19 protein-coding genes, 1 tRNA gene and 4 pseudogenes are annotated in these 26,839 nt (G+C 49.8%); 10 read left to right on the top strand and 14 right to left on the bottom strand.

Annotated features, from left to right (window positions below; all coding sequences use genetic code 11):
• Positions 1 to 142 precede the first annotated feature (142 nt).
• Together ACXKZG_RS03060 and ACXKZG_RS03055 are read left to right on the top strand one after the other, a co-directional pair.
• Positions 143 to 1,156 (top strand): HNH endonuclease family protein, encoded by a 1,014-nt coding sequence (locus tag ACXKZG_RS03060; RefSeq protein ID WP_488875668.1) that lies wholly within the window; start codon positions 143 to 145, stop codon positions 1,154 to 1,156.
• Positions 1,156 to 1,743 (top strand): class I SAM-dependent methyltransferase, encoded by a 588-nt coding sequence (locus tag ACXKZG_RS03055; RefSeq protein ID WP_488875667.1) that lies wholly within the window; start codon positions 1,156 to 1,158, stop codon positions 1,741 to 1,743. The genes ACXKZG_RS03060 and ACXKZG_RS03055 overlap by 1 nt, the downstream gene beginning before the upstream one ends.
• 38 nt (positions 1,744 to 1,781) lie before the next feature.
• Here the strand turns inward: ACXKZG_RS03055 and ACXKZG_RS03050 are convergent, their stop codons facing one another.
• Complete coding sequence (locus ACXKZG_RS03050) at positions 1,782 to 2,174, bottom strand: hypothetical protein (protein ID WP_488875666.1); 393 nt, start codon at positions 2,172 to 2,174, stop codon at positions 1,782 to 1,784.
• A gap of 30 nt (positions 2,175 to 2,204) precedes the next feature.
• Positions 2,205 to 2,489, bottom strand: coding sequence for a helix-turn-helix domain-containing protein (locus ACXKZG_RS03045; protein WP_265909705.1), 285 nt, complete (start codon positions 2,487 to 2,489; stop codon positions 2,205 to 2,207).
• Positions 2,490 to 2,586: 97 nt separating this feature from the next.
• Between ACXKZG_RS03045 and ACXKZG_RS03040 the strand changes: the two genes are divergently transcribed.
• Entirely contained in the window at positions 2,587 to 2,853 is a 267-nt protein-coding gene (locus tag ACXKZG_RS03040) for a helix-turn-helix domain-containing protein (protein ID WP_346595899.1), read from the top strand.
• 147 nt (positions 2,854 to 3,000) lie between these two features.
• Here ACXKZG_RS03040 and ACXKZG_RS03035 read toward each other — a convergent pair whose 3' ends face one another.
• The 6 genes and pseudogenes from ACXKZG_RS03035 to ACXKZG_RS03010 all read right to left on the bottom strand — a co-directional run.
• Positions 3,001 to 3,663, bottom strand: coding sequence for an RES family NAD+ phosphorylase (locus ACXKZG_RS03035; RefSeq protein WP_488875665.1), 663 nt, complete (start codon positions 3,661 to 3,663; stop codon positions 3,001 to 3,003).
• Entirely contained in the window at positions 3,656 to 4,375 is a 720-nt protein-coding gene (locus tag ACXKZG_RS03030; RefSeq protein ID WP_488875664.1) for an integrase, read from the bottom strand. Before ACXKZG_RS03030 ends, ACXKZG_RS03035 begins: the two co-directional genes overlap by 8 nt.
• A gap of 152 nt (positions 4,376 to 4,527) precedes the next feature.
• Positions 4,528 to 4,671, bottom strand: a pseudogene (locus ACXKZG_RS03025) (helix-turn-helix domain-containing protein); the annotation flags it as partial.
• Between the two features lie 761 nt (positions 4,672 to 5,432).
• Positions 5,433 to 6,248, bottom strand: a complete 816-nt coding sequence (locus ACXKZG_RS03020; protein WP_488875663.1) for a hypothetical protein — start codon at positions 6,246 to 6,248, stop codon at positions 5,433 to 5,435.
• A 204-nt stretch (positions 6,249 to 6,452) separates the two neighbouring features.
• The gene (locus ACXKZG_RS03015) at positions 6,453 to 7,949 is read right to left on the bottom strand and encodes an SIR2 family protein (protein ID WP_488875662.1); all 1,497 of its coding nucleotides are present in this window, start codon (positions 7,947 to 7,949) and stop codon (positions 6,453 to 6,455) included.
• Positions 7,950 to 8,381: 432 nt separating this feature from the next.
• Positions 8,382 to 9,740 (bottom strand): annotated as a pseudogene (locus ACXKZG_RS03010) (DNA primase family protein); the annotation flags it as partial.
• 64 nt (positions 9,741 to 9,804) lie between these two features.
• On the opposite strand from ACXKZG_RS03010, the gene ACXKZG_RS03005 reads away from it, so the two are divergent.
• Together ACXKZG_RS03005 and ACXKZG_RS03000 are read left to right on the top strand one after the other, a co-directional pair.
• Entirely contained in the window at positions 9,805 to 10,347 is a 543-nt protein-coding gene (locus ACXKZG_RS03005; RefSeq protein ID WP_488875661.1) for a hypothetical protein, read from the top strand.
• Positions 10,344 to 10,571 (top strand): annotated as a pseudogene (locus ACXKZG_RS03000) (ogr/Delta-like zinc finger family protein); the annotation flags it as partial. The gene ACXKZG_RS03005 and the pseudogene ACXKZG_RS03000, both read left to right, overlap by 4 nt.
• Positions 10,572 to 11,320: 749 nt before the next feature.
• On the opposite strand, the gene ACXKZG_RS02995 reads toward ACXKZG_RS03000, so the two are convergent.
• From ACXKZG_RS02995 to ACXKZG_RS02980, 4 genes and pseudogenes are all read right to left on the bottom strand, one after another.
• Positions 11,321 to 12,268: a sce7725 family protein gene (locus ACXKZG_RS02995; protein WP_488875660.1), complete on the bottom strand. Its 948-nt coding sequence runs from the start codon at positions 12,266 to 12,268 to the stop codon at positions 11,321 to 11,323.
• Positions 12,269 to 12,286: 18 nt separating this feature from the next.
• A complete protein-coding gene (locus ACXKZG_RS02990; RefSeq protein WP_488875659.1) occupies positions 12,287 to 13,135 on the bottom strand; it encodes a sce7726 family protein in 849 nt (282 codons plus the stop codon).
• Positions 13,136 to 13,336: 201 nt separating this feature from the next.
• Positions 13,337 to 14,152 (bottom strand): annotated as a pseudogene (locus ACXKZG_RS02985) (tyrosine-type recombinase/integrase); the annotation flags it as partial.
• 172 nt (positions 14,153 to 14,324) lie between these two features.
• Positions 14,325 to 14,409 (bottom strand) — tRNA-Leu (locus ACXKZG_RS02980).
• A gap of 380 nt (positions 14,410 to 14,789) precedes the next feature.
• Between ACXKZG_RS02980 and ACXKZG_RS02975 the strand changes: the two genes are divergently transcribed.
• The 4 genes from ACXKZG_RS02975 (at position 14,790) to ACXKZG_RS02960 (ending at position 22,776) form a co-directional block, all read left to right on the top strand.
• Positions 14,790 to 15,302: a YjjA family protein gene (locus ACXKZG_RS02975; protein WP_013203975.1), complete on the top strand. Its 513-nt coding sequence runs from the start codon at positions 14,790 to 14,792 to the stop codon at positions 15,300 to 15,302.
• Between the two features lie 202 nt (positions 15,303 to 15,504).
• Positions 15,505 to 17,007 (top strand): helicase HerA-like C-terminal domain-containing protein, encoded by a 1,503-nt coding sequence (locus ACXKZG_RS02970; RefSeq protein ID WP_488875658.1) that lies wholly within the window; start codon positions 15,505 to 15,507, stop codon positions 17,005 to 17,007.
• 55 nt (positions 17,008 to 17,062) lie between these two features.
• Positions 17,063 to 18,358: a DUF445 domain-containing protein gene (locus ACXKZG_RS02965; RefSeq protein WP_013203977.1), complete on the top strand. Its 1,296-nt coding sequence runs from the start codon at positions 17,063 to 17,065 to the stop codon at positions 18,356 to 18,358.
• A gap of 404 nt (positions 18,359 to 18,762) precedes the next feature.
• Positions 18,763 to 22,776 carry a S6 family peptidase gene (locus ACXKZG_RS02960; protein ID WP_488875657.1) on the top strand — a complete coding sequence of 1,338 codons (4,014 nt, stop codon included), beginning with the start codon at positions 18,763 to 18,765 and terminating at the stop codon, positions 22,774 to 22,776.
• A gap of 83 nt (positions 22,777 to 22,859) precedes the next feature.
• Here the strand turns inward: ACXKZG_RS02960 and lptG are convergent, their stop codons facing one another.
• Positions 22,860 to 23,936, bottom strand: a complete 1,077-nt coding sequence (gene lptG / locus ACXKZG_RS02955) for an LPS export ABC transporter permease LptG (RefSeq protein ID WP_013203979.1) — start codon at positions 23,934 to 23,936, stop codon at positions 22,860 to 22,862.
• Positions 23,936 to 25,036, bottom strand: coding sequence for an LPS export ABC transporter permease LptF (lptF, locus tag ACXKZG_RS02950; RefSeq protein WP_013203980.1), 1,101 nt, complete (start codon positions 25,034 to 25,036; stop codon positions 23,936 to 23,938). Before lptF ends, lptG begins: the two co-directional genes overlap by 1 nt.
• 290 nt (positions 25,037 to 25,326) lie before the next feature.
• Between lptF and pepA the strand changes: the two genes are divergently transcribed.
• Positions 25,327 to 26,838 (top strand): leucyl aminopeptidase, encoded by a 1,512-nt coding sequence (pepA, locus tag ACXKZG_RS02945; protein ID WP_013203981.1) that lies wholly within the window; start codon positions 25,327 to 25,329, stop codon positions 26,836 to 26,838.
• The last annotated feature ends 1 nt before the right edge of the window (position 26,839 follow it).

Here is a 26,839-nt window from a genome sequence, read left to right as displayed (position 1 = left end):
GGGTGGTGATGTTAAAAACATCCGCGCAGCTATAAGCGAACATTGTTAAAGATTGGTTGTTTTTGGATTTACAATTACTGCGTTTTGTTATGTGATCGCGTAACTCTCATTATTACGAGCCGCCTCACAAAACAGGACATTTATGCGTTTCTATCAGGCCGATCCTAAGCTGGAGCATTACTGGCGTGGTGTGATCCTTTTTGGCAAGAATGTCGCGTCCTACAAATTTGCGCTAGCCCATGCGCTGTATGACCTGAAGCAGCCTGGCAACGACCTGATTACCCTGGAAATGCTGGCCGCACCATTTGCCCGCCATCTCTGTGCTCATCTGGAGCAGGCACCCAAACAGATCACCAGCAAGCAAAGCCAGTTTCTCGATGCCTGTTTGCAGTTCAATAAGGGTGAAATTACTGAAGAGCAGTTGATTGGCATTACCGTTAAGCGGGGATTTGCCAACGTGATTGATGCCTTTCATAACGTCAATCAGGCTGAAATCGACAAGCGTTTTTTCCTTGATGAACGTAAAACGGAGAAAGGCATTCGTCTGACCGACAATTACTACCATCTGACCGAAAACGATCAGTTTCCTAATCTGATTCGGGAAACCGAGGCGCGCTGGCGACTGGTTGAGGAAGCCTGGGCAATGGGCGTTTCACGTAACCTGATTGCCGTGGAATATGACGAAGACAGTAAGATGTTATTCAGCCGCAGAAATAACAAGCGCATTAACATTACCAGCTGTCGCGACAGCCTGAATGGCTATCAAAAAGGCTACTGTTTCTATTGCTACCGCCCTATCAGCATCGCGATGGGTGAAACCGAGCTTGCCGACGTCGACCACTTCCTTCCCTTTATGCTCAACCATTCACTCAATAATCTGGACGGCGTCTGGAACCTGGTACTGGCCTGCCAGACCTGCAATCGTGGGCATCAGGGGAAGTTTGCCCGGATACCTTCCACCAAATTGCTTCAACGTCTGCATGACCGTAATGAATACTTTATCAACAGCCATCTTCCGCTGCGCGAAACCTTGATCCGCCAGACGGGCAATACGCCGGCTTTGAGGCATAATTTCCTGCAGCAACACTGGCAAACGGCGAAAGAAACGCTGTTTCATATATGGGAACCTGTCGCACAGGGAGACGGTATTTTCTGATGAATGACGATTATTACCAGCAAAACGCACAGCGCTTTTTTGACGAGACGGTGGATGTCGATATGTCTGCCGTCTATCAACCGTTTCTGGCTCTTCTGAAGCCAGGCGCCCGTATTTTGGACGCGGGTTGTGGCTCGGGCCGTGATGCTAAAGCGTTTAGCGAGCGGGGTTATGCGGTTGATGCTTTTGATGCGTCTGCGGAATTGGCCGAACGAGCGGAACGACTTATTGGCAGACCCGTTGAGGTGATGCGCTTTCAAGAGCTGACTGCGGTTGAGCAGTACGACGGCATCTGGTGCTGTGCATCGCTGTTGCATGTGCCTGAGAAGGAATTGCCGGAGGTGATGGCGCGGCTGGCAAAAGCTCTAAAACCTGGCGGCGTTTGGTACGTATCCTTTAAGTATGGAAGCGGCGAACGGATGAAGGATGGCAGGCGATTTACGGATATGAATGAGGATTCGATAAAAAGATTAATTATGAGCGTTAAGTTCATAAATATAGAGAAAGAATGGTGCTCAAAGAGTTATAAAAAAAACACCGCAGAACTATGGATGAATATGATCATAAAAAAATCACAACCTCTTTGAAGAGGTTGGTTTTCATATAAAAAAAAATTTTATGTTAATTATCTCACACCACGATCGCGTAAAATGAGATTTATTTCTTCCAGTGCAGAAATCTGACGATGTTCGAAAGGAGTTCGTTTGTCTGATTGAGATAGAGCCGCTAAGGCCAGTACCCCTCCAGCTCCGCCAGTCAAGCAATTAACTAAATCAAATTTTCCTTGAATGAAATACCAACCTGCAGCAAACAACATAAGTATCGCAGCGAAGCCAAGGACCTTAAATAATATGTTATTTTTCCTGGCTCGTTCTCTTTTTAAGTTACTTATTCGATGCTTTTCCTCATGAATTAATTCTTGATTGCTACAATGAATAAGAAGCTTGTACTCAACGTTATTGGAGTGGTCGTTTATAGTAACATCGCCGTGAATATCGCCAGAGCCAAAATCCCTCATTCTATTTCCTCATAAAAAATTTTATGTTTATTATCCTTTAATATCGCCTGGCGGCAATATCTTCAAAAAAATGGATGCGACATCATCCTCAGCAAACAGATAAGCTGCAGGTACTTCTAAAGCCTCAGCCAGACGCTGAATGGTGTTGAAATCAGCCTCGTGAATCCCCTTTTCATATCGGTTTATACGGGTGCTGGCGACGAACTCGTCGATGCCCGCAGCAATGCCTAAGCTTTTCTGGGAAAAGCCCTTCGCCAGGCGTGCCTGCTTTAAGCGTTTGCAGAACGTTTCATGGATACTTGATCTCGGTTTCATAACTACGAGATTCGTAGATTTTATCTTTCACAGATACTACGAATATCGTAGCATTGCGTTGCTGGTTAACTTAACAAGAGTAACTTAGGAGATTGAAATGAGAAGGAATTGGCACCCAGCTGACATCATTGCCGCAATTCGCAAACAAGGGACTTCACTCGCTGCGCTCTCTCGTGACGTGGGTTTAAGCTCATCTACGTTGGCAAACACACTTTACCGACCATGGCCTAAAGGCGAAGCTCTGATAGCAGACAGGATCGGGGTTCATCCCGCTGAGATCTGGCCCGAACGTTATTATAATAGTGAGGGAAAGTTGATCGACCGCAAATCTCTGGTTAGAGTTCGAGCCGTTAGAAGAGTCTGAACTTTAATAGTCGAGCTGGCGTTTGATGCTCAGCCAAGTAAAGACTTAGATAGCTTAATGAATGTTGAGGGATTCAAGCCAGTACATAGTCTGCTGGCTTTCAAACTACTTAACTGCCTTTACTTACGCAGCGTAAAAAGGCAGATTTTAGGCACCTCCCGCCGGCAAAAGCACTACACCCAGCTGATCGGCTTCTTCCTCGATGGCATCCAACACGTTCTCTGACTCGGTTATCACCTCAGACTCAATCTCAACCTTCAGTTGGGAGTCTTCGATACGGTCGCCAAATAGCATCAACGCCGCATCACCATGCTGTTTAGAAGACCACTGAAGCCCTTGAACGTCAGGGAAAGCCTGATGTATTGCCAGCGCGTATTCCCGGGTGAAAACATACTGTTCGGCAGACGAGTCTAAAAGCTGGGCTCGCGTGACGCCCATTTTGCGCAGTGTTTTAGGGTTGAGGTCGGCAAGCTGAAGGTCAATAAGCGGCGTGATAATCGAATGCGCCATTCCGACCAGCTTTCCCAAATCGTAAGATGCGCCAGCGGAGTCTGCCGGCAGATCGTGGAACAGTGTTTCCATCACCGCCACGCCGGTATTTTCACCGCCGTACAACGTCGCAACCCCGTTACTCATTGGGCTGAAGCGAGAATTCCCCTTGCCTGGATTGAACTGCACTGCACTGTAATCCGCTGAATGCACCCGATGGAGCCGTTTGCAAGCAGGCCAGGTGACAAAGTTCACCTGCAAATTAGCTTTGGGCTGACGTATTTTGCGGGCAACGACCTCCTTGTCATCAGCATCAGCCATGAATGGCGCCCTCTCTCTCTGCCTGTGCCGCTAACAGAACTTGTTTTGGCTGGGATGCCAGCACATCTTTCGGTTTTTTGCCGCCAAGCCAGCTGTTCTCCGACCCAAACCAGATGGCGAGTCCCCACGGCGTTTTTTTCTCGCCAAACAGCGAGATCACCTGCTTCACTACCGGGATTGGCCTAAAACCCTCATCCAGCGCGTATTCCGGGTAGTTGTCCTTGCCTTGCAGCTGCAGGGCAAAAATACTGCCTGCCGATTTCCAGCGATTGGGTCCCGCGCTTGGATTACTGCTCTGGAAGTTAGCTTTTTCGGAGAGTTCACGCGCCGTCAGCCAGACAGAGTCTGCCAGAATACGGTCGTTCAGCTGTTCACGCCGTTGAGCATTCCGTTCGGCCCGGGCCTGTTTGCTGGTTTGTTCCAGAGGTTCAGTGACGACCGCCAGCGTTTTTCGTCTACTGGAAGCCGTGCTCTTGTTCACCGCAGGCTCTTTCTGGCTAAACGAAGCCAGCACGGCATTCAGGGCAGCCTGCATCGCCACCTTCATGGTTTCATTGAACGCCGGGTTACGTGCTTTCGTGCTGCCCAAATCAATCACCAGGTATTCCGCATCAGCATGGGTTTCCAGGCTGTGAAGCTGGTCGCCACTCAGGCTCCTCACATCGAAGGAGTGATCTTCACGCCGTGCAGAGTTGTTTTTCGCTGCCATCATTCACCTCGATTGACAGATGGATATATCGGTTATATTCATTATATCTTCGATGTGAGGTTTGTCGAATATTTGAGCTGAATGAATTGGGGCAAGCTGTAAGGATTGGGCTGTTCCTGTATCAGGATTAGCCCAAAACTTAGGATAGGGTGGGTTTAAAGCAGAACTGCTAGCCCATGCTTTCGCACAATGGAAAGGAGTTTTAGCGACATCCCACCAGGGCGTTTTGCCCCTGTTTCCCACTTTTGTACGGTGGAAACACTCGTATTCAGATAACGCGCAAAAACAGGCTGACTGATGCGGAAAGCGGTTCACAGGAAATTATGCTGGGTCATACTGCTTACACAACAAATACGACTCATCTCTCTGAATCCAAACAAAAAAAAAGCCACCTAAACGGTGACTTAATTTTTTATACACTATGGTGCGAAGGCCGGACTCAAATCTTCATACAAGCTCATGTTTTTATTGATTTTTTAATTGTAACAACATGAAAGTGCCCCATTTGTGCCCCCACAATAATTTTTGGCTATCATTTTAAAAACAGAGAGTTATGAAATCGCGCAAAAATCATTCATCAATTTTTGATGAAATTTTTCTCTCGGTTTGGTTCCGTGCTGTAGACCCTTACCGGTGCTGCTGACCCTAAAATTTTAGCATTAACCCAGAAAAAAAAGATTTTAAGTAAAAGTGTTCACCCTGTTCACCTTTCATTTTTATTGCTTATTATCATATGGTTAAGTGGTGATCACTTAAATTTTTACTATTCATCACTGTTCACCCGAGGGTGAACAGTGTTTGCTTGCAGACATAAAACTTCGGATTGGAAATTTTGGCTTTTCCAGATATTTATCCATACCACTAAAGCCTTTAGTTAGCTTAATGGCTTGGCAAATAGTAGTCAGGCTGAAGCTTATGGCGGAAGGTTACTACTTAGCACATAGTCCATCGATCATCATCTAAGATTAAAGGCTGCTATGAACGAAAAGCGAAAGAATAAAAACCTCTTAAATATTTATGCCTCATGTCAACTTATATCTAAGAAAGACTGTTGATAATGCTAAATGTAAATTATTTTCGCATATTTTTCCATGCTTCCTATTTCTATTAATAAAGGCTCCAAGTGTTGCATTGGAGATGGCGGCACCCAAATAGTCCTTACTTCATTCTGATATGAGTATCTAAAATGTTTAGAAAATAATATTTCAACATCCATTGCATTACATGACAGCGGATCTAAATATTTTACAGGAGATGCAAACCCATGAAAGTCCGGTTTTTTTCTTGAAACCGCTTTGATCATCTTTTGAAATAAAAGCCTTGGCTTAGAAATAATAATACAAGCATTGGCCTCAAAATCATCATATTCTCTGAGCGTATATTTGCTAGCGAAGCAATGAACATAATAGTTAGTCTTAGATTTAAGATGAAAATTTACATTTCCATATGTGGGTATAACCTCACTATCGTCATTTCTAATGATAAAATCATCTGACCTACTACTAATGAAAAATGAAAGCTCATCATCCTGTATAGCTTTATTCAACGACGGATCATTATATAATGATGCAGGAGAAATCCTTATCTTCCCCTCCTTAAACATAGGTTCTAAATATTTTCTCACTCCAAACTTATATATACACCCTTCCTTCAAACCATCAACTTTATCTATTGCTAACTTAGAAGGTGGTATATTAGGATAAGTCGCATTAACTATTGAAGCATCCTTTAGAAATCCGTCAGAAAAACCGTTGGGATAATCCCCATATCTTAGCACAAACTCTTCTAATATATGAGTCCATTTAATCATCCAGAATATACCATTATCATCTGAACTATGCAGCCCAATTTGCCCTTTTGAAGTAAGGGTAGTCATATTCTGAATGATATCCTTGGTTCTTACTCGTAACTCCAACTCAGATAGGTATTCCATATACCGATGTGACCGATATTCATTCCTCCAAAATTCATGACGTCTCAAAACTTGACCTCCACATTAAAATTTTATTCAGTTGGATATTATATTATACATCTCTTTATAAATACTCATTAAAATAAAATCGCAGTATATTATAAGTCGCTATCTTTTATTGATAATAAGATCATAGAGAGCAAGCAATCTTCTGTAATTACTACTTTTTTTGTCCGAAAATTCCATTAAGTAATCTTTAAGACTGGTTAATTCAATATTCCTTTCATACGCATTAAAGAATATCACATTATTTATCTTACTTTGACTTTTACCATAGTTTTGATAAATCTCCTCTATAGAATGAGCCTCTACCTTATGGGATTGAGGTAATCGTCTGTAAGCTGAAAAAAGGTTACTTACCTGATTTACTTTATACTTATCCATACTCACCATACCTGGGCATATGTTATCAAATCCATAAGCAGGTATGTGTGTGCGTGACGATATAACTTGTTTGGCTAAAAGTTCCACAAGCTCTTTATTACTTGTATCTATAATGTCAAAATAATTCTCCATCATTTCACTTAAGGTTTGGAAATGATATTTTATTATTTTAACTGAACCGACCGCTAACACCAGTTCATCGTTAGATAAACTATCTAAATCACCGACTAACTTCACTTTAATATCTCCGCCCTCCTTGATTTTTCGGAACACATCCTCCACCCTACGAATATCCATCACGGAAACTGGTAGCTTCAGTTCAGAAATAGATCTATAAATCGAAGAAAAATCATCGGTAATCACTTTATTTATTTTTATTATTCCCACCCCCTCAATATCTATGTCATGAGTAATAACATCAAGGGTGTTAATATTTTCAACACGTTCTATAAGCAGAAAATTTTTACGAATCTCATCCGCAATTTGAGTGTCTTTTGGAATATATGAGAATATTGTTTTTAAAACATTCTTTATATTTAAGTCGCTAATACTGTAACCTACGAAAATTATCGGATTGTGTATAAAGAGTGATAGGAGTTGGGCGCGAATTAGTTCATTTTTCGTATTGAAGTTATCATAATCACTTTTCGTTATTATAATACTTGACGGTTTAGATATGCATCCATGTATTTTGTATACAGAACCGTAAGGATTACTTAATAGAAGTTCATTACCTATAACAGTTCTAAATCCAAGAGTACCTTCAATAAAGTGGTCATAATTAGTAGTTATTACAGACGCAATATTTTTACTTGCGTTACTTAAAAGGGGGATTTCATCATTAACAAATTTTGTATTCTTTATATTTACTAATTTAGAAATAAATAATTTAAACCGACTAATTCCATAATCTTTGCTAGCCATTTCAAAATATTCGTCATTTAATTCTTTAAATTTTCCATTTCTATCTCTTTTTAGGGATTCTTCAAAAACCACCTCAAGATCCTCTGCAACTGCAGAATAGTCAACCCCATAATCATGGTGATTATGTTTTCTACGTAAATCTATAAATATTTCATTATTCCCTGTTAACTCTATGTTGATTTTCTCAAGTAACGCTGGCCAGCTATATGCCCCCTCCAGATACCTCATACTAAATCCAGCACCTACGAAAAGAATGGGATGATTTTTGTAGTTTGAAAAGAACTTGATAATATCCAATTTTGCCACCTACAATAGAATTTTTAAAACAACAGGAAACAACAGGAAATACTACAACCTTTAGAAGATACTATTTTTATCAAAAATCGACAGCTAATATAAGTCCTATATCAACCTTTTATAAAATCCTTCCTTGATTAGTGAGCTTACCCTCCATGATGTTTAGACTATGTCCATTTACTTAAGCTAAGGCCTATTCATTGTAACTTTAAGATCAACCACTTCTATTAGGGATTTAACAAAGAGCATTGGGCTAGATCAAGGTCAGTTAGTCATAGAGATATCATACTTTTAGGCAACGTGCTATTTGAAATAAAGGCAGTAGATCTGAAGAAGGAACCTATTATATGGCAGGCGGATTGCTATCGTTATGGTAGCAATAACCGCTGTTGGCACAAACCGGCCGGAGCCGGTTTGATGTTTTCGTATGATTTATGCATCGCAGCGCGGCAGCCAGTCGGCCTCGCAGTCTTCGCTCAGTTCAAGACTGGTCTGGATGCCGTTCTTAGTATTGCGCTTCAGCAATTCAATTTCGTACTCCTTCAGCGTCTGCGGCACCGCCTGGCCGAAGGCGGTCAGGCTCATGGGGTGCTGATGGCCTCTGGCCTCCATAAACGACAGGTAGGCGTGATAAAGGTAGCGGCGTGGATTCATCGGCCTGATATTGGCGTTGCCGATAAACAGCCCGGTTGGCGTGCTCAGCGGCGTCAGGTAGCCGCAGAAGTCAACCAGTGGGTCGGCGCTGCGCTTGATTTCCAGCGCCTCCTCTGATAACTGCTGCGCCTGGAGCAGCTCGCGGGCGTCATCAGGGTGGGTGAAGCGCTGCATCTGGTGGCGCACGATAACGGCCAGCTCACCGGCAATCTTCTCCAGCAGCTGCGGGTCGCGCTCGCTTGCCGGTATCACGTCCGGGAACGGCAGGATTACCCGCCGACGTGACACGCCGCCGCTGCGGTCGCTGAAGCGCATCGGGTTGTTGTTCACCGCCAGTATCACCGCCGGGATATGGGTTGAGTAGGCGTCCCGGTATTTCGGATCAATCGCCACGGCGTCGCCGCCGGTAATCACCTTGATGCCCGCGCCGTCTCCGCTCCATTTTTCCTGGTCGGGCAGAATAATCAGCGAGTAGCCCACAACCCCAGCACGTTCGCGCGACGACTCCAGCGTGTCGATGGTCGCCGCCGTGGTGTTGTCCTCTCCGGCCAGCAGGCGGGCAATCGAGGCCATCACGCTTTTACCGCTGCCGCCGGGGCCGGTCACCTCAAGGAACAGCTGCCAGTCGTAGCGGTTTGCCAGCACCATAAATAAGGCCGCGAGGATACGCTCCTGCTTCGCCTCATTGCGTCCGGCCGCCCGCGTCAGCCACTGCCAGAAGTTCGGTGCGTCGTCCGCCAGATTCTCACCCGCCTTCGGCGTGGTGTAGTCGACGCTGTTTATGGTTCTGAGCCAGTTCTCTTTTTTATGCGGCCCAAAGGTGCCGGTCGCGGTATCAAACACGCCGTTACGAAAGCCAATCAGCCGGCGGGCCGGTGCGCCCATCTGCGGCACCATCAGCTTGAGCGTGTCCACAATGCCGCCGATACCGGTTGCCGAGAACGGCGCGCGCACCTTCTGAAACAGCCCGGCGATTTCCCGGCTGAGCACGCGGTAAGGCAGCACCTGCCATGCGCCACCCTCATACCGGCACAGGTCTTCCCCCACGACCGGCACGGCCAGCGTGTTGAGGTAGTGCGCGGCCAGCAGCTCGGCCTTCTGGCTGGCGCTCATGGCCTTCAGGTCGGCCTCGCTTACCCGCTGCACCTAAGAGCGTGAAGCGGCCATTGAGGCAGGAAAGGAAGCCGAAACGAACTGGCGCATGCGTTTTCGCACCCTGCGCGGCAACCTGACCGACGAGCTGAAGGCGGAACACAGCCAGCGCATTGCCAGCCGTGAACTGGCCGACGAGTTTACCGGGCTGATTGAAGAGTTGGAGATTGATAAGCAGTTTGCGATGATTGGCGGCTGCAATACCGGCCTTTCGTACATCAACTCCCACCGGGCAGCATTTAATGCGTTTGCCGATGCGGCCTGGCAGTCGGCGCTGCGCAACGTCAGCCCGTCGCTGCTGTGGGCCATGCGCCTGCGCCTTCAGCGTGAGAAGGTCAATCCCCGTAACGACGACACGCGCAGCGATATGCAGGTCGTGGCGGAGCTGATTGGTAATGCGCTGACCCGTGCGGCCGCAGCGCTGCCAGAGAAGCCGCTGACGGAAGCGCCGGTGCTGGAAAATATCGGCCAGTGGCGTCCGGCCCTGACCGGCGTCGATATGAAGCTGTATCAGAGTCCGCTGGGCAGGCAAAAGCTGGCGGAAACGCTGAAGGAAAAACGCGAACGCCTGAAAGAGGGCAATGCCAAATGATGCACTGTCCGTACTGCAAAAGCCCGGTGCATTCCAAATCAAGCCGCTATATGTCCGAACAGGTTAAGGAGCGCTATCACCAGTGCACTAATCTCGACTGCTCCTGCTCGTTCAAGACCAGCGAGAGCATCACGAAGGCTATCACCTCGCCGCCGCAGCCCGAACCAGTCCCCGCTGTTACCCCGGAGCCGGTTAAAGAACGCCAGACTATCGGGCGCTACGGGTTCATCCTTCCGCACCCTGCATTAACCACAACGGCCGCTGAAACCAGCGGTCTTTTTGTTTCTGCATTTAGCCCTTTCAAAGCCCTTTTTATGGCCAGCCCGGTTTGTAAACAGCGATGCATGCATAAGGTGCATGGATTTGCATGCAGAATGCGGAACTAAAGATACCACTTCAGCCTACACCCGGCGCGGCTTTGCCCGGTTCATGCAAATGCATAAAAAACGATGTACAAAGCGGGCAGGGGAGGCGGGGGTAGCATTGCGCGCGGGCACATTTACAGGTGTATCGCAGGCGAAGCAGGACGAACGCAGGCGGGCGCATTGCGCTAGTTTGATTGTGGGTGCGTCAGGCTACAGAACGAGGCGGCGTGGCTTAGATAGTGCCATATTGTGGACTGTGGTGGATTCTGAGGGAGAGCGTGCAGCTGTTCCAAGCCGGGCCAGTCTCTTTAATTAGCCCTGAATGCAGAGGATGTGATGTCTTAATGAGCACTCAACCAGTTGTTGAGCTCTTTCGTCGGTTAATCCAGTGGTGTTAGTTCATTGCGAACAAACACCTTATATGATACAGAGGCTTTCTACTCATTTATTAAGCACCCATTCACCCCAGACTAAATCGTTCATGGTGTATAAAATGAAATAGCAATCATTATTAACCTATTAACAACGCTTTAAAAAAACCAATTAGATTATTTCAAAAAATATTTCGCACAATATAAAAGAGGTGCGAAATGCACCTCTTAATATCATCATAAAATATCATTAATTAATTCAAAATGATTTTTAATTGCCATTTTTTTAATATAAGCCAGATTGGTTCGCTCTCCAGGCGTATTATAAATATTAACTAACTCTTGACAGGCAGTAGACCAAGTTAAAATATCAGGCCTTTGACTAGTGACAAATGCTTCTAATTTCTCAAGCGCCTCATCAATCAAGATAGCAACGTCTTCAGCCGCCACTCGTGGATCTGACAAGAAATGATGAACTAGAATTTCAGTATTATCTACATTTTCATAAGTAAGATGTATCACTGCTGTGATGGCTTGACCCCCTCCCTCAACAAAATGATCACCAACTATTGAAAAATCACCAAACCCTTGAAATCCCAACTGCCGATAGTTGAGGTATAAATCTGAAAAAAACTCAATAATATTATTAGCATACCCAGCATTTGTCTGTGTGCGATTTAGTCCATCATGTATTAAAACTTTAAAGGTTTGATTAAAGTTAGACACATAACTCGCACTACATTTACCGTCAATGAATATATTACTTTTGAATAAGTTATCTGAGAGTTCAAGATTGAGAAGTTGCTGAGAGTTGGCATAACTCCCCTTATGAACAATAGACTTTGCTTGCTGAGGATATGTATTGAAAAAAGAAGTTACCTGTGTAGAACTAGTAGTATCATCGACAATAAAACCAAGTTCGACCTGTGGGTATAATTCGATAGCACCTTTAATTAAAGCTTCCGCAAGCCTTTCATTTCCCTCTAGCTCGCCACACTTAGGATTAACTATCAATATTAATCTTGCATTTACATTACTTGCATCCCTCAAGCAACTATATAAGTCTCTGTTACTCTCTCTAACAGGCTCAATCACAATAGCCATTTTTTTCTGAACTATTTTTGTCAAACATGACCTAACAGCTAATAGCTCATATTGTTTTGCTCTTAAATAACAATAATACATCCTGTAATCCCTTATTAGTTAACATATAGTTTCTACCATGTTTTCCCTAAGTGTCATTAAGTTCTTTCGATTCAATCGCAAATTTAACAATGTGGCTAACAACGACTGAGGAAGAAAAAGGAAAGAATCTTTTTCAAAGCGCTCAAGCCCCCTTGCTGTTAATATTTTTAGCATTTCCATATGCGCATTTTCTATGTCCAGATTTACAAAAGCATTTCTGCACATCTCTTTAATATCGGCAGCTCTTCCAAAAGCTTTAGTGCCCATCACTTCCTCATATAGATAAACATACTCTGAGGGCTTCAAACAATTAAACATTTTACCTTTAGATAACAAGGGAATGTTCGAAATAGCCATCCGTTCATAATTCAAAACATTCCTTTCATTTAAGGTCATTATTCCTGTGTTATCAGGAACAATTTTTAGCGCTTGATTAATTTTGGTTTCAGGTATAACAATATAAACATACTCAAAAACATCTTTATATACAGAGAGTTGCTCATCAAGCCTCTCAAATGAATCGAGTTCTGTTTTAATCTCGTAAGCAGTAGAAGTATCATTAAAAATAGCCACATCTGCGATGCAACCATTTACCTTAAATTCATTAACATAACTTACATTACTAAACCTGTGCGTTTTCCTGATTATAGACTTTGCTATTTCGTTCTTATAAATATATTCATTTCTGTATTTTTTCTTCAGCAATGTATAAATTTCATCGTAAATTTTATGTATAGGTTTCCCTTTTGAATTATAAGAAGGATAGTTATCCATAAGAATCCCTCTAAACAATTCACACCTATTCTTTTTTGCTATTTCCAATACTACATTACGACTAAATATTTTACTTATCGCTTGATAATTCATTCTATTTCATACCAAAAATTGTCGTTCTTAAAAAAATTAGTTAAAGAATAATTCTATCGAGAAACTCCATAGCAATATGATCAAAAAACCTTTTCTTGTCAAACTATTGTCAATATAAATAAAAAAGCTTAGCACAACAAATAACATTTTATATCAACTAGTTATCTCTATGTACATATGTGATTATGAATATTGAATTTATTATTGCTTTGCGAAATCGTAGGGAGTGACATATCGTACCTTGTAAGCAAATAGATCATCAGCCCACCATTGCACCATCAACCTACGTTCATCTAAATGTTCCGAAGTATGAATATATGCGGCCCTGACATTATTCCTTTCCGTGTGGCTCAATTGCCGCTCTATGGCATCATCACTCCATAGACCAGACTCACCCAGCGCGCCTCGTGCCATTGTCCTGAAGCCATGCCCGCAAACCTCGGTCTTCGTGTCATGCCTCATAGCACGCAGGGCATTGTTAACTGTGTTTTCGCTCATGACTTTTTTAGGATCGTGATCGCCGGGGAAAAGTCTCTCGTTGTCACAGCTTAATTGCTTCAACTTTTCCAAAAGGGCTAAAACCTGACGGCTTAGCGGTATAAGATGCTCTTCTTTTATCTTCAAACCACGGTGGGAGCAGCGAACTCCTTCAATCTCTTTGCGTTGTGCAGGAACACGCCACAAGTCCCTTTCAAAATCGAACTCATCCCACCGGGCAAAGCGCAGCTCACTGGAGCGGACAAAAGTCAGTAATGAACGCTCGACGGCTATACGCGTCATGATAGGCCCACGGTATGCGGCAAGGCGCTCAAGAAATTCAGGAAAACGGCTGAAGGGTAATGCGGGGTAAGGACGAGCCTTGACAGTCGAAAGTGCCCCGGCCATATCAACAGCGGGATAAGATTCAATGTAATCGTTCTGCACGGGATAGCGCATTATCGCAGTAACACGCTGCTGAAGACGCTGAGCGACATCGTGCTTGCCACTGGCAGCAACGGCTTTGCTTGGCGGTTTCAATCTGACGGGCATTGAGCTTCATTTGGGGGCACATTTCTATCGAAGTGACGATGCCCCCAGCAATGTCCGGATTGCAACGGATATGCCCGGACGAATTTGGAGCAAAAAAAAAGCCTTTCGGCTTTTTTTCTAGTAACTTACGGACTGTTACGGACGTTCTCACACATACTTATGGTGCCGAAGGCCGGAATCGAACCGGCACGCCTCGCGGCGGTTGATTTTGAATCAACTGCGTCTACCGATTTCGCCACTTCGGCACTGAAGGGTATGCGGAAAACGTTGGGGATTATACCGTTACCGACTCTGCGCGCAACTACTATCCGCCCTGTTGTGATGCAAGTGCTGAAAAAATCGGCGGTCGTGCGGAAAAACCTGACCCAACCTCTCCCCAAACGATCCTCCACATCAATAGCCTCAAATCAACGTTCCCCTTCTCCACCCCGTAAACTCACCGCGCAGCCAACCCACCAGCACCGCCATCCGCCCTCCCTTCCCTTAGGACTAATCTCAAAGGCCAGCACCAAATGCTTTCCACATTCACAATGCGGAACTCCCCCGCAATCCGGCAGTCCCAAAGGGGAGATACGGTGTGACGCCCGAAGGGCGTCGCGCTGGAAAACATACTAAAAGGTCTATTATGAAATTTTCTAAGATGGTTTTGGCAGTAACGGTTTCGACTTCCTTGTTCGCAGGCGTGGCTTCTGCAGCCAGCTGGCAGGATCAGCTGAGCAGCGCGGCGTCTACGCTCAGCCAGAACTCAAATTCTTCCACTGCGGCGTCCGGCACCACGCCTCAGCCTGCGGGAACGTCGCTTAGCTCGCTGACCAGCCTGTTAGGCGGCGGCAATCAGGCGCTCAGCTCCAGCACCATGACCAATGCCACTGGCGTGCTGCAATACTGCGTGAAGAACAATCTGGTGGATAACAACGTCAGCTCGGTGAAAGACCAGCTGATGGGCAAACTGGGTCTGACCGACACGGCCAAGCAGCAGGAAACCACCGATTACAAACAGGGCCTGATGGGTCTGCTGAACACCGGTAATAATCAGCAGGTGAACCTCAGCAGCCTGGGCGATACCGCGATGGGCAAGAAGGTGAAAACCAAAGCTTGTGACCTGGTCCTGAAGCAAGGCAAACAGTTTATCTCTTAAAACGGCGAGGCTGTCCCCTCACCGTCCTTCCCGGAGCCGCCATTGCGCGGCTCTTTTTTTATTTATCCGCCAGCTGAAACCGTTACAGTCATCATTGCGCGCTGAAAAAGGACAGTGCCCTTCTCGCTTCGCTGCGTGTCGGCCTGCTACGCTTAGTGTATGACTTCACCCACTTCTTTCGCTTACTTCAGGAACCATACCGATGACTGAACCGTTGCTGATTGCTAAAACCACCGACCTGTCGCTAAGCCTGTTGCCTGGCATGGCCAACCGCCACGGGCTGATTACCGGCGCAACCGGCACCGGGAAAACCGTCACGCTGCAAAAGCTGGCGGAAAGCTTCTCGGCTATTGGCGTGCCGGTGTTTATGGCCGATGTGAAAGGCGATCTGACCGGCATAGCGAAAGAAGGCGCGGAATCCGAGAAGCTGCTAGCCCGCCTGGCGAAGATTGGCGTCACGGACTGGTCGCCGCAGGGCAATCCGGTGGTGCTGTGGGATATCTTCGGCGAGAAAGGCCATCCGATACGCGCCACGGTCTCCGATCTCGGCCCGTTGCTGTTGGCGCGTCTGCTGGATCTGAATGAAGTCCAGAGTGGCGTGTTGCAGATTATCTTCCGCGTGGCGGACGATCAGGGCCTGCTGCTGCTCGACTTTAAAGACCTGCGGGCGAGGACCCAGTACATCGGCGATAATGCCAAAGCATTCCAGACGCAGTACGGCAATATCAACAGCGCGTCGGTGGGGGCAATTCAGCGCGGGCTGCTGTCGCTGGAGCAACAGGGTGCCGAGTACTTTTTCGGGGAGCCGATGCTCGACATCAAAGACTGGATGCGCACCGACAGCAGCGGCAAAGGGGTGATCAATATCCTCTCGGCAGAGAAGCTCTATCAGATGCCGAAACTCTACGCCACCAGCCTGCTGTGGATGCTTTCAGAGCTTTACGAGCAACTGCCGGAAGCGGGCGATCAAGAGAAGCCGAAACTGGTGTTCTTCTTCGATGAAGCCCATCTGCTGTTCAGCGATGCGCCGCAGGTGCTGCTGGATAAGATTGAGCAGGTAATACGCTTAATCCGTTCGAAAGCCGTGGGCGTCTATTTTGTCTCGCAGAATCCGGCGGATATCCCGGACACGGTGCTCGGCCAGCTCGGCAACCGTGTTCAGCACGCACTCAGGGCGTTTACGCCGAAGGATCAGAAGGCGGTTAAAGTGGCCGCGCAGACCATGCGTGCCAACCCGGCGTTCGATACCGTCGCCGCCATTCAGGAACTCGGCACCGGCGAGGCGTTAATCTCGTTCCTGGATGAGAAAGGCAGCCCGTCGATGGTTCAGCGCGCGTCAGTGATCGCGCCATTTTCCCGGATGGGGCCGGTCACCGACGATGAGCGCAACGGCCTGATCAATCACTCTCCGCTCTCTGGCAAATACGAAGAAGCGGTCGATCGCGAATCGGCCTACGAGATGCTCAGCAAAGGCGTGCAGGCCGCCAGCGACAAAGCCAATGCGCCGCCGGCCAAAGGGCAAAAAGTCGAGGTCGATGACGGCATCCTCGGCGGCTTGAAGGATATCCTGTTCGGCAGCACCGGCCCGCGCGGCGGCAAGCGAGATGGCGTGGTGCAAAGCGTCACCAAAAGCGCCGCGCGTCAGATTACCAATCAGATTATCCGTGGCGTGCTCGGCAGCATTATGGGCGGCCGTAAACGCTAAGCGACTGGAGTGAGGCCAGGCCGTCAACACACCATAAATTGTAAGATAAGGGTCAATGGACAAAGAACTCGAACTCACCAGAGCGAAACGTACGCCGTTGCTGCTGTTATGCGGCGCGGCAGGGGTCTTCATCGGCACCGTGCTTTACCCGCTATGGTTTCCGAATAATCATTGGGTCGGTGCGCTGAAGGCCATTTCCGAAGCGTCGATGGTCGGTGGACTGGCCGACTGGTTTGCGGTTAGCGCGCTGTTCAGCCGCGTGCCGATCCCGCTGGTTGGGCGTCATACCGCCATCATCCCGCGCAATAAAGATCGCATCGCCGATAACCTCGCGCTGTTTGTACAGGACAAATTCCTTAACACTACCTCGCTGCTGACGCTGATCCGTCGTCACGATCCGGCGCAGATGATTGCCAACTGGCTGAGCAGCCCGGAGAACGCGGCACGGCTGGGCGGCTATCTGCTGAAGATCGTACGCGGTTTCCTCGATCTGGCCGATGACCAGCGCATTCAGGCGTTTATGCGTCGGGCGATTCATAAAGCGATCGATAAGGTCGATTTGTCGCAGTCGGCGGCGATGGTGCTGGAAAGTCTGACCAAGAATAACCGTCACCAGACGCTGCTGGACGATGCCATCGCGCAGCTGCTGCATCTGGTGAACAAGCCGGGCACCCACGAGTTTATCGCCCAGCAGGTGATGCGTTATCTCAAGCGCGAGCATCCGCTGAAAGAGAAGATGCTGCCGACCGAATGGGTTGGCGATAAAAGTGCCGAGATGGCCGCCAATGCGGTGCGATCGATCCTTAACGATATCGAGCAGGATGGCGCGCATGAGATCCGTCAGGGCTTTAACCGCGCGGTGCAACGGCTGATCGAGCGGCTGCGCAACGATCCGGAAATGCAGCTGAAGGCCGAAGAGATTAAAGAATACCTGAAGCAGGATGACGCGCTGAATACCTATATCAGCCAGCTGTGGGGCGACCTGCGGAACTGGCTGAAAGCGGATCTGGATAAGGAAGATTCTGTGCTGCACAGCAAAGTCAGCGCCGCCGGTCAGTGGCTGGGGGAAACCCTGATGCAGGATGCCAACTTACGCGCCTCGCTCAACCAGCATATGGAAGAGGCCGCGACCAGCGCCGCACCGGAATTCTCGGCGTTCTTAAGCCGCCATATCAGCGACACCGTGAAGAGCTGGGATGCGAAGGATATGTCGCATCAGGTTGAGCTGAATATCGGCAAGGATTTACAGCGCATTCGCATTAACGGCACGGTGGTCGGTGGCGTGATTGGGCTGATCCTGTGGGGACTCTCGCAGGTTCCCGCCCTGCTCGCCTGGGCACAACTCACATAGCCGTCGAATAATAAGATTATTCCTGTCAGCATCCCCGATAATAATATTCCCTTCCCACAAGGGAATATTATTATTTTTAAGCGTATTTTAATAAAATCCTCATACTTTTCTGATCGAAAATTTAACATCCTCCTAATAAGATATCTCATCATTACTGCGGGTATTCAGACGGTTGAATACTATCGCAGATCAATCATTATTCATTAGTGCGTTTACAATCCAATTATTATCATTTTTAATACCCGATTAATGTGTTCGTAAATTGTTTAAAAAATAAGGCGAGATAACTCATTGCTAATGCGCAATGCAAAATAAAATAAATGCGAAGGAATATTATCGTGAGAAAAAGGACCGCTGCGTGTTACTGCACACTGTTCGCGTGCGTAACGTCTTATGCAGGCATCATGAGACAGGATGTTGATCTCCAAGACTATCGTGATTTTGGCGAAAACCTCGGCAAGTATGCTGTGGGCAATACCGACGTTAATGTCTACACCACCGATGGCCTGCTTGCGGGGACGTTGAATTTCCCTATGCCAGATTTTGGGGTCTCCGCTTCCCAGGGTTACGCGACATTAATTTCCCCTTCCTATGTGGCCGGCGTACAACATAACGGTGGCTATAAAACGGTAAGTTTTGGTAATGGTGCCAAATACGGCGCCAGCTATAAATTAATTAACCGTAATGAAATGAGCTCGCTGGATTTTCATGTCCCACGCTTAAACAAAGTGGTGACGGATACCGCGACAATTCCCTATGTCACCGGCACAGAATTAACAGATACCAGCCGCTACACCTGGTACGTCCGTGTCGGTACCGGCGTCCAGAAACAGGTCGATGCCGACACTCAAACCGTCGTTAAGTTGGCCGATGCGTACACTTACCGCACCGGCGGCACGATTCTTAATCCCAGCTTCTCCAGCGATTCTCTCTCCTGGACCACCTATGCGCCGACGGATGCCCGCGTCACGCCGCTGGATATTGGTGCGCAGACTGGCGACAGCGGCAGTCCGGTGCTGGTTTATGACAACGTTGAGAAAATCTGGAAACTCGCCGCCGTCACCGCAACGATATCAGGCCGCTATCCCTACGGCCTGAACACCAATTCAATCTATATCCAGGATGCGTTTGTTCAACAAATCATCGCCAACAATACCGATGCGGATGTTACCGACAGCAGTGCAGATGGCACGCTGCACTGGGGCTCAGACAGCATCACCCAGGGAAGCAACAGCTGGTCATGGCATGGTGTCGACGCCGCGTTACCCGCCAACGCCACAAACGAGGAGCTGGATGCGTCCAAAGATCTGCGCTTTAACGGTGACGGCGGCACGCTGGTGCTGGATCAGGCGGTCAACCTCGGCGCCGGAAAGCTGCAATTTTCCAGTGACTACTTCGTTAAATCGGCCGATGGCGCAAACAGCAGTTGGGTTGGCGGCGGTGTTGAGGTTGATACCGGTAAAACCGTGCGCTGGCAGGTTAACGGGCTGGCCGGTGATGCCCTGCATAAAATTGGTGCAGGTACGCTGTACGTCAATGCCAGCGGGAGCAATGGCGGCAGCCTGAATACCGGCGACGGTAAGGTGGTGCTCGATCAACAGGCGGACGCAGAGGGCAACAAGCAGGCGTTCTCCTCGGTGACCCTCGTCAGCGGACGCCCGACGGTGATTCTGAAGGATGCCGATCAGGTGGCGGCAGATAATATCTTCTTCGGTTATCGCGGCGGCACGCTCGACCTTAACGGCAACAGCCTGACGTTCAAAAACATCAATCATACCGACAGCGGTGCCACGGTGGTGAACCATCATTCCGCCAGCCCGGCCTCGATCACTCTGACCGGTTACAGCCGTGATGACGTGCCTTTTTACCGGTTCAACGGAAGCAATCACACCGGAACCATCGGGTCGCTCTATGTTTACAACAACCCTTACACCAAAGACACCGAATATTTCCAGCTTAACAAGACGTCCTACTGGTATTTCCCGACCGATAAAACCAGCACCGATACCTGGATCTATTTAGGTACCGATGGCGACGCCCTGATCGAAAGCCGGCTGTTACAGATGAACCAGATGGTTTTTCGCGGCTTTCTGGGTGGCGGTGGCGACCAGCAAGGCGAGTTGAACGTCAATGTCAGTGTGCCCGGCTCCTCTGCCGTAACCGCGTTCACTGGCGGCATGGATCTGAAGGGAAATCTGAACGTCTCGCAGGGTACCGTCCTGCTCTCGGGCCAGCCGGTTCCTCATGCGGCCGGCCTGGTGGTTAATGACGACTGGACAACCTCCCGCTTCAGCGCCGACCTTATTTCCGTTAGCAAAGACAGCACGTTGCAGGTCGGCGAGTATGCCCAGGTTGAGGCGAATATCGCTGTGGACGACTCATCTAAAGTAATGCTGGGCTATAACGCCAGCTCATCTGAGGCGGACCGTGTCTGGCGCTGTTATGCGGTGATCAATGCCGACATCTCCACCTGCAGCCAGCCACTGCGCAGCGCGACTGAACTGGCTGCGCTGGCTGCCAGCACCGTCACTGGCGATATCACGCTGGGCGAAAACAGCCTGCTGACGCTCGGTAAAGTGAACTATCAGGGAACGATTGCGGCGGCCACCAGCAGCAATATGACCATGGACAGCGGCGCTTTCTGGCAGTTGAGCGGCAACAGCCGCATTGGGTCTTTGAAAGCCGCCTCCGGTTCAACTATTTCGCTGCTGGCTGCGGATGGCGTGGCCTGGTCGCCAACCCTCTTTAATCTGGCATCGCTGGATGCCAACGGGCTGACGATTAGCCTCGCGGCTTCGCCTGCCACCGAGCAGGGCGACAAAGTGACCATTGAGGATGCCGCAACGGGCAGTAATAACATTCTGGATATCAGCGTGCTGGCCGATTCGGCAGAACCGGTGAGGTTGTTGAATGACATTGTGTTGCTGGATGCCCCAGCCGGCACGGCGCATGATTACTTTACCGTTCCCTCAGTTGCCCGCGGCTTCAGCCTGTATACACCGGACTATCAGGTGGTCGACAAAGATAACCGCGTGCAATGGATGCTGGCGCATAACGCCGTGGCAGAGCCGGAAGTGGTTGATGAGGTTGAAACACCGGTTGAACCTGAAGTGCCTGTGGTTCCGGTAGCTCCGGTTGAACCTGACGCATCAGCAGAAGCCGAAACACCGGCAGAATCTGAAGCGCCAGTGGTTCCGGTAACTCCGGTTGAACCTGAAACACCAGTGGTTCCGGTAACACCTGCTGAACCTGAAACGCCGGTTGAACCTGAAACGCCAGTCAATCCCGCAACACCTTCAGAACCTGAAACCTCGGTTGAACCTGACGCACCAGCAGAAGCCGAAACACCGGCAGAATCTGAAGCGCCAGTGGTTCCTGAAACCCCAGCCGAAACTGAAGCATCTGCTGATGCAGAAACCCCTGCCGAACCTGAAGCGGCGAAGTCCTCATCGCCAGAAGAAGCGGCTGAACCCGAAGCACCGGTCGACCCGACTCCCGACAAGCCTGCGAGCTGGTTTACCGTCGAGGATAACAAGCCGTTGATCCGCGATACCCGTGCGTTGCTGGCTTCCCGCCAGTATGTGTTCAGCGAAGCAATAAGCCAGCTGCATGGACGCGCCTCGCTGCTGCGCAATGCGCCGCAAAAAAGCGGTGAATGGGTGTCGATTGAGCAGAACAAGGGCAGCTTCGAAGGATTCACGGTGAATCAGCAGTCTCTGAACCTCGGCTGGGACAGCGTGCTGGGGCAGACGATGTTCGGCTTTAATGCCGGCTACACCCAGGGCACCACCAAGGGTAACGGGCAGGAAACTCACCGTATGGCGAGCGTGGGCGCTGACTACTCCTGGTCGTCTCCGGCTGGCTGGTTTGTTGATGCCGCGGTGCGCTATATGCACCTCAGCCAGGATCTGACCTTCGATCCGGTGCTGGATATTCACCACGGTAAGGCGAGAAGCCATATCCTGGCCGGCAGCGTTAAAAGCGGCTATCAGTTCACTGCCGATCGCGGCTCGCTGTTTATCTCGCCGTACGTAGGTTTGAGTGGCGGCAGCCTGTCTGGCTTCAGCCTGAAGAGCGACAGCGCGCAGGTTGGCCTCAGCGCCAGCACGCCTTATATCGCTACCGCCGGGCTGGAGGTGAAGAAGCGTGGCCTGTGGAAGACGAATCCGGATGTGATGTTAACGGCGGGGGTTGAATATCAGTATTCGCCGGGCAAAGCCGGTTCCAGCCTGACGCTGTCAGACAGCCAGCAGCAACGCAAATTCGGCGCGTTATCGGATAACCGCTACCGTGTGCATATGGGTGCCGAAGGCAAGATTGCCGATAACTGGTCGCTGGAAGGGAAAGCCAGAAGCAGCACGGGTGGCACCTTCCGCACCGACTACAGCGGCATCGCCGGTATAACCTACCACTTCTGATTGCTACCCTGTAAAAGAAAGACCCCGCCAGCTGGCGGGGTCTTTTTACTTTCAGGTCGGCGTTGAGAGCAACCGGGCTGCGTTTATCGCCGCTTCAGCAACATATAGACGCTGATCGCGAAGAACGCACCGCTTGGCAACAGGGCGCCCATAATCGGCGGAATGTTGTAAACCAGGCTTAGCGGACCGAAAATCTGGTCAAGCACGTAAAAGATAAAGCCAAAGCTGATCCCGGTGACCACGCGCATCCCCATCGATACGCTGCGCAGCGGACCAAAGATAAACGACAGCGCCATCAGCATCATCACCGCCACCGACAACGGCTGGAAGATTTTACTCCACATATTCAGCTGATAACGGCTGGACACCTGGCCACTCTGCTTCAGGTACTTCACGTAGTTGTAGAGGCCGCTGATCGACAGCGCATCCGGATCCAGCGCCACCACGCCCAGCTTGTCAGGGGTTAAGGTGGTTTTCCATTCGCCGCTCAGCGTCTGGCTACCGGTCACCTGTTTTGGATCGGTCAGATTCGACTGATCCACTTCCGCCAGGTCCCAACGTTTTTTATCCACGTTGTACTTGGCCGACGCCGCATAACGCACGGTCTCCAGACGACGCTCTTTGTTGAAGCTGTAGATGCTGATGCCGCTGAGTTCGCTGTTATCTTTGATCTGTTCGATAAAGATAAAGTTATCGCCATCTTTCGCCCACAGACCATTTTGCGTCGACAGCAGCGAGCCGCCCACCAGCTGTTGAGCACGGTAGTTACGCGCCATCTGCTCGCCCTGCGGCGCAACAAATTCGCCGATGGCCATGGTCAACAGCACCAGCGGAATGGCGGTTTTCATTACCGAGGCGGCAATCTGCATACGGGTGAAGCCCGACGCCTGCATCACCACCAGCTCACTGCGCTGCGCCAGCGTGCCCAGTCCCAACAACGCGCCTAACAGCGCCGCCATCGGGAAGAAGATTTCGATATCTTTCGGCACGCTCAGCACGGTGTACAAACCGGCACCCAGCGCGGTGTATTCGCCCTGGCCCGTTTTGCGAAGCTGGTCGACAAACTTGATGATGCCGGACAGCGACACCAGCATAAACAGCGTTGCCATGATGGTGTTGAAGATGGTTTTACCGATATATCTGTCGAGTACGCCAAACATCAGTAGGCTCCTCCCTTGCTAAAGCGAGCACGGAAACGCCGCATCGGCACCGTATCCCACACGTTAAGCAACACGGCCAGCCCCAGATAAGACAGGTTCACCACCCACATCCACAAGGCCGGATCGAGGCGAGCCTTTTGTCCGCTGGAGCGCAGGGAGCTCTGCAGCAGGAAGAAGATCAGGTACAGCAGCATGGCAGGCAGCATCGACAGCACGCGGCCCTGACGTGGGTTGACCACGCTGAGCGGCACCACCATCAACGCCATCACCAGCACCGAGAACACCAGCGTCAGGCGCCAGTGGAACTCGCTTCTGAACTCCGGCTTGTCGGACTGTGCAAGGGTTTTGAAATCCATCTGCTCGGCATCGTTCGGATCCAGCACCACGTCCTGGTGACCCACGATCGCCTGATAGTTCTCGAAATCCGTAATGCGGAAGTCGCGCAGCATCGCCGTGCCCTCAAAGCGCGTGCCCTTATCAAGGGTCACAATCTGAGAACCGTCCGGCCCCTGGGTCATATGGCCTTTATCCGCCAGCACCACCGACGGACGCGCGTTGCCTTTCGGCCGCAACTGCGCCAGGAACACGTTGCCAAAGTTGTTGCCCTTGACGTTCTCAATGAACATCACCGACTGACCATCTCCGGACTGCTGGAACTGGCCCGCCGCCAGCGCAGCAGCGCCAGGGTTAGCTTTAGCATTTTGTGTCACTTCGCTTTGATAGCGCGAAGACCAGGGCCCGAGCCAGGCAACGTTGACCGCCGCAACAATGGCGGTGAACAGCATTAGCACCATCGCTGCCTTCACCAGTACGGCTTTACTCAAGCCGCAGGCGTGCATCACCGTGATTTCGCTTTCGGTGTATAACCGGCCAAGCGTCATCAAAATGGCTAAAAACAGGCTCAGTGGCAGGATAAGCTGCGCCATTTCGGGCACGCCAAGGCCTAATAATGTCAGGACTAAATTTGTTGGGATCTCACCGTCCACCGCCGCGCCTAAAATCCTGACTAACTTCTGACAAAAGAAGATCAGTAGCAGGATGAAGAGGATAGCCAGCTGGCTTTTGAGTGTTTCCCTTACCAGATATCTAATGATGATCACGCTGAGTACGCCTGTGAAAACTTGTCTTTTTGCAGGAAAATCGCTAGTTTCATCGCTTATACGCCATTTTTTCTCATCAATGGCCTCCGTCATAGCTAAACTAGTATGACAACAATCGCGTTCTGGTGATGCAAAAAAATGATGTAACCCAAAATAATTGGGACTAATCATCACCAAAACTAAATCTGACGCCCGTTACTTTAACGGCGTAATGCCTGGCACCGAGCTTGACGAAAGCGCTACATTCTAGCCGCAGCAAGCGCCGTTGTCTTTAAGATTCAGGAGAGTGCATGGAGTTCAGTGTAAAAAGCGGTAGCCCGGAAAAACAACGCAGTGCCTGTATCGTGGTTGGCGTGTTTGAACCGCGCAGGTTGTCACCGATTGCTGAACAGCTGGATAAAATCAGTGATGGCTACATCAGTGCTCTGCTCCGCCGTGGCGAACTGGAAGGCAAAGTCGGTCAGACTTTGTTGCTGCATCATGTGCCGAATATTCTCTCTGAGCGCATTTTACTGATTGGCTGCGGCAAAGAGCGCGAGCTCGATGAACGTCAGTACAAGCAGGTTATTCAGAAAACAATCAACACCCTGAACGATACCGGCTCAATGGAAGCGGTGTGCTTCCTGACCGAGCTGCACGTTAAGGGCCGCAATACCTACTGGAAAGTGCGTCAGGCGATTGAAACCTCGAAAGAGACGCTTTACAGCTTCGATCAGCTGAAAAGCAATAAAACCGAACCGCGTCGTCCGCTGCGTAAAATGGTGTTCAACGTGCCAACGCGCCGTGAACTGACCAGCGGCGAACGCGCCATTCAGCACGGTCTGGCCGTCGCGGCTGGCGTGAAAGCGGCAAAAGACCTCGGCAATATGCCACCAAACATCTGTAATGCGGCTTACCTGGCGTCCCAGGCGCGTCAGCTCGCGGATGCCTACAGCAAAAACATCACTACGCGCGTTATTGGCGAGCAGCAGATGAAAGAGCTGGGCATGAACGCCTATCTGGCCGTGGGCCAGGGCTCGCAGAATGAATCGCTGATGTCGGTCATTGAGTACAAAGGCAACCCGGATCCGGACAGCAAGCCTATCGTGCTGGTCGGTAAAGGCGTGACCTTTGACTCCGGCGGTATCTCGCTCAAACCTGGCGAAGCCATGGATGAGATGAAGTACGACATGTGCGGCGCGGCGTCGGTGTACGGCGTGATGCGGATGGTGGCTGAGCTGAACCTGCCGCTGAACGTGGTCGGCGTGCTGGCCGGCTGTGAGAACATGCCGGGTGGCCGGGCTTACCGTCCTGGCGACGTGCTGACCACCATGTCCGGTCAAACCGTTGAAGTGCTTAACACCGATGCCGAAGGCCGCCTGGTGCTGTGCGATGCGCTGACCTACGTCGAACGTTTCGATCCGGACGTGGTGATTGATATCGCCACCCTGACCGGTGCCTGCGTGATTGCGCTGGGCCACCACGTCAGCGGTCTGCTGTCGAACCACAATCCGCTGGCGCACGAGCTGATCGGCGCGTCCGAACAGGCGGGTGACCGCGCGTGGCGTCTGCCGATGGCCGATGAATATCAGGAGCAGCTGGACTCCAACTTTGCCGATATGGCAAACATTGGTGGCCGTCCTGGCGGCGCGATTACCGCAGCCTGCTTCCTGGCGCGCTTTGCCCGTAAATACAACTGGGCGCACCTCGACATCGCCGGGACCGCATGGCGCTCCGGTAAAGCCAAAGGCGCGACCGGACGTCCGGTTGCCCTGCTCTCTCAGTTCCTGCTTAACCGCGCAGGCCTGAACGGCGACGATTAAA

The sequence above is a fragment of the Erwinia sp. 2186 genome, assembly GCF_057812255.1.
This window is presented reverse-complemented; position numbering and strand designations above follow the sequence as displayed.

Bases quoted from the DNA above. Each gene is read 5' to 3' on its own strand.
- ACXKZG_RS03060 (WP_488875668.1), top strand. From the start codon at position 143: ATGCGTTTCTATCAGGCCGATCCTAAGCTGGAGCATTACTGGCGTGGT.
- ACXKZG_RS03055 (WP_488875667.1), top strand. From the start codon at position 1,156: ATGAATGACGATTATTACCAGCAAAACGCACAGCGCTTTTTTGACGAG.
- ACXKZG_RS03050 (WP_488875666.1), bottom strand. From the start codon at position 2,174: ATGAGGGATTTTGGCTCTGGCGATATTCACGGCGATGTTACTATAAAC.
- ACXKZG_RS03045 (WP_265909705.1), bottom strand. From the start codon at position 2,489: ATGAAACCGAGATCAAGTATCCATGAAACGTTCTGCAAACGCTTAAAG.
- ACXKZG_RS03040 (WP_346595899.1), top strand. From the start codon at position 2,587: ATGAGAAGGAATTGGCACCCAGCTGACATCATTGCCGCAATTCGCAAA.
- ACXKZG_RS03035 (WP_488875665.1), bottom strand. From the start codon at position 3,663: ATGGCTGATGCTGATGACAAGGAGGTCGTTGCCCGCAAAATACGTCAG.
- ACXKZG_RS03030 (WP_488875664.1), bottom strand. From the start codon at position 4,375: ATGATGGCAGCGAAAAACAACTCTGCACGGCGTGAAGATCACTCCTTC.
- ACXKZG_RS03020 (WP_488875663.1), bottom strand. From the start codon at position 6,248: ATGACTACCCTTACTTCAAAAGGGCAAATTGGGCTGCATAGTTCAGAT.
- ACXKZG_RS03005 (WP_488875661.1), top strand. From the start codon at position 9,805: ATGCGTTTTCGCACCCTGCGCGGCAACCTGACCGACGAGCTGAAGGCG.
- ACXKZG_RS02995 (WP_488875660.1), bottom strand. From the start codon at position 12,268: ATGTATTATTGTTATTTAAGAGCAAAACAATATGAGCTATTAGCTGTT.
- ACXKZG_RS02990 (WP_488875659.1), bottom strand. From the start codon at position 13,135: ATGAATTATCAAGCGATAAGTAAAATATTTAGTCGTAATGTAGTATTG.
- ACXKZG_RS02975 (WP_013203975.1), top strand. From the start codon at position 14,790: ATGAAATTTTCTAAGATGGTTTTGGCAGTAACGGTTTCGACTTCCTTG.
- ACXKZG_RS02970 (WP_488875658.1), top strand. From the start codon at position 15,505: ATGACTGAACCGTTGCTGATTGCTAAAACCACCGACCTGTCGCTAAGC.
- ACXKZG_RS02965 (WP_013203977.1), top strand. From the start codon at position 17,063: ATGGACAAAGAACTCGAACTCACCAGAGCGAAACGTACGCCGTTGCTG.
- ACXKZG_RS02960 (WP_488875657.1), top strand. From the start codon at position 18,763: ATGAGACAGGATGTTGATCTCCAAGACTATCGTGATTTTGGCGAAAAC.
- lptG (WP_013203979.1), bottom strand. From the start codon at position 23,936: ATGTTTGGCGTACTCGACAGATATATCGGTAAAACCATCTTCAACACC.
- pepA (WP_013203981.1), top strand. From the start codon at position 25,327: ATGGAGTTCAGTGTAAAAAGCGGTAGCCCGGAAAAACAACGCAGTGCC.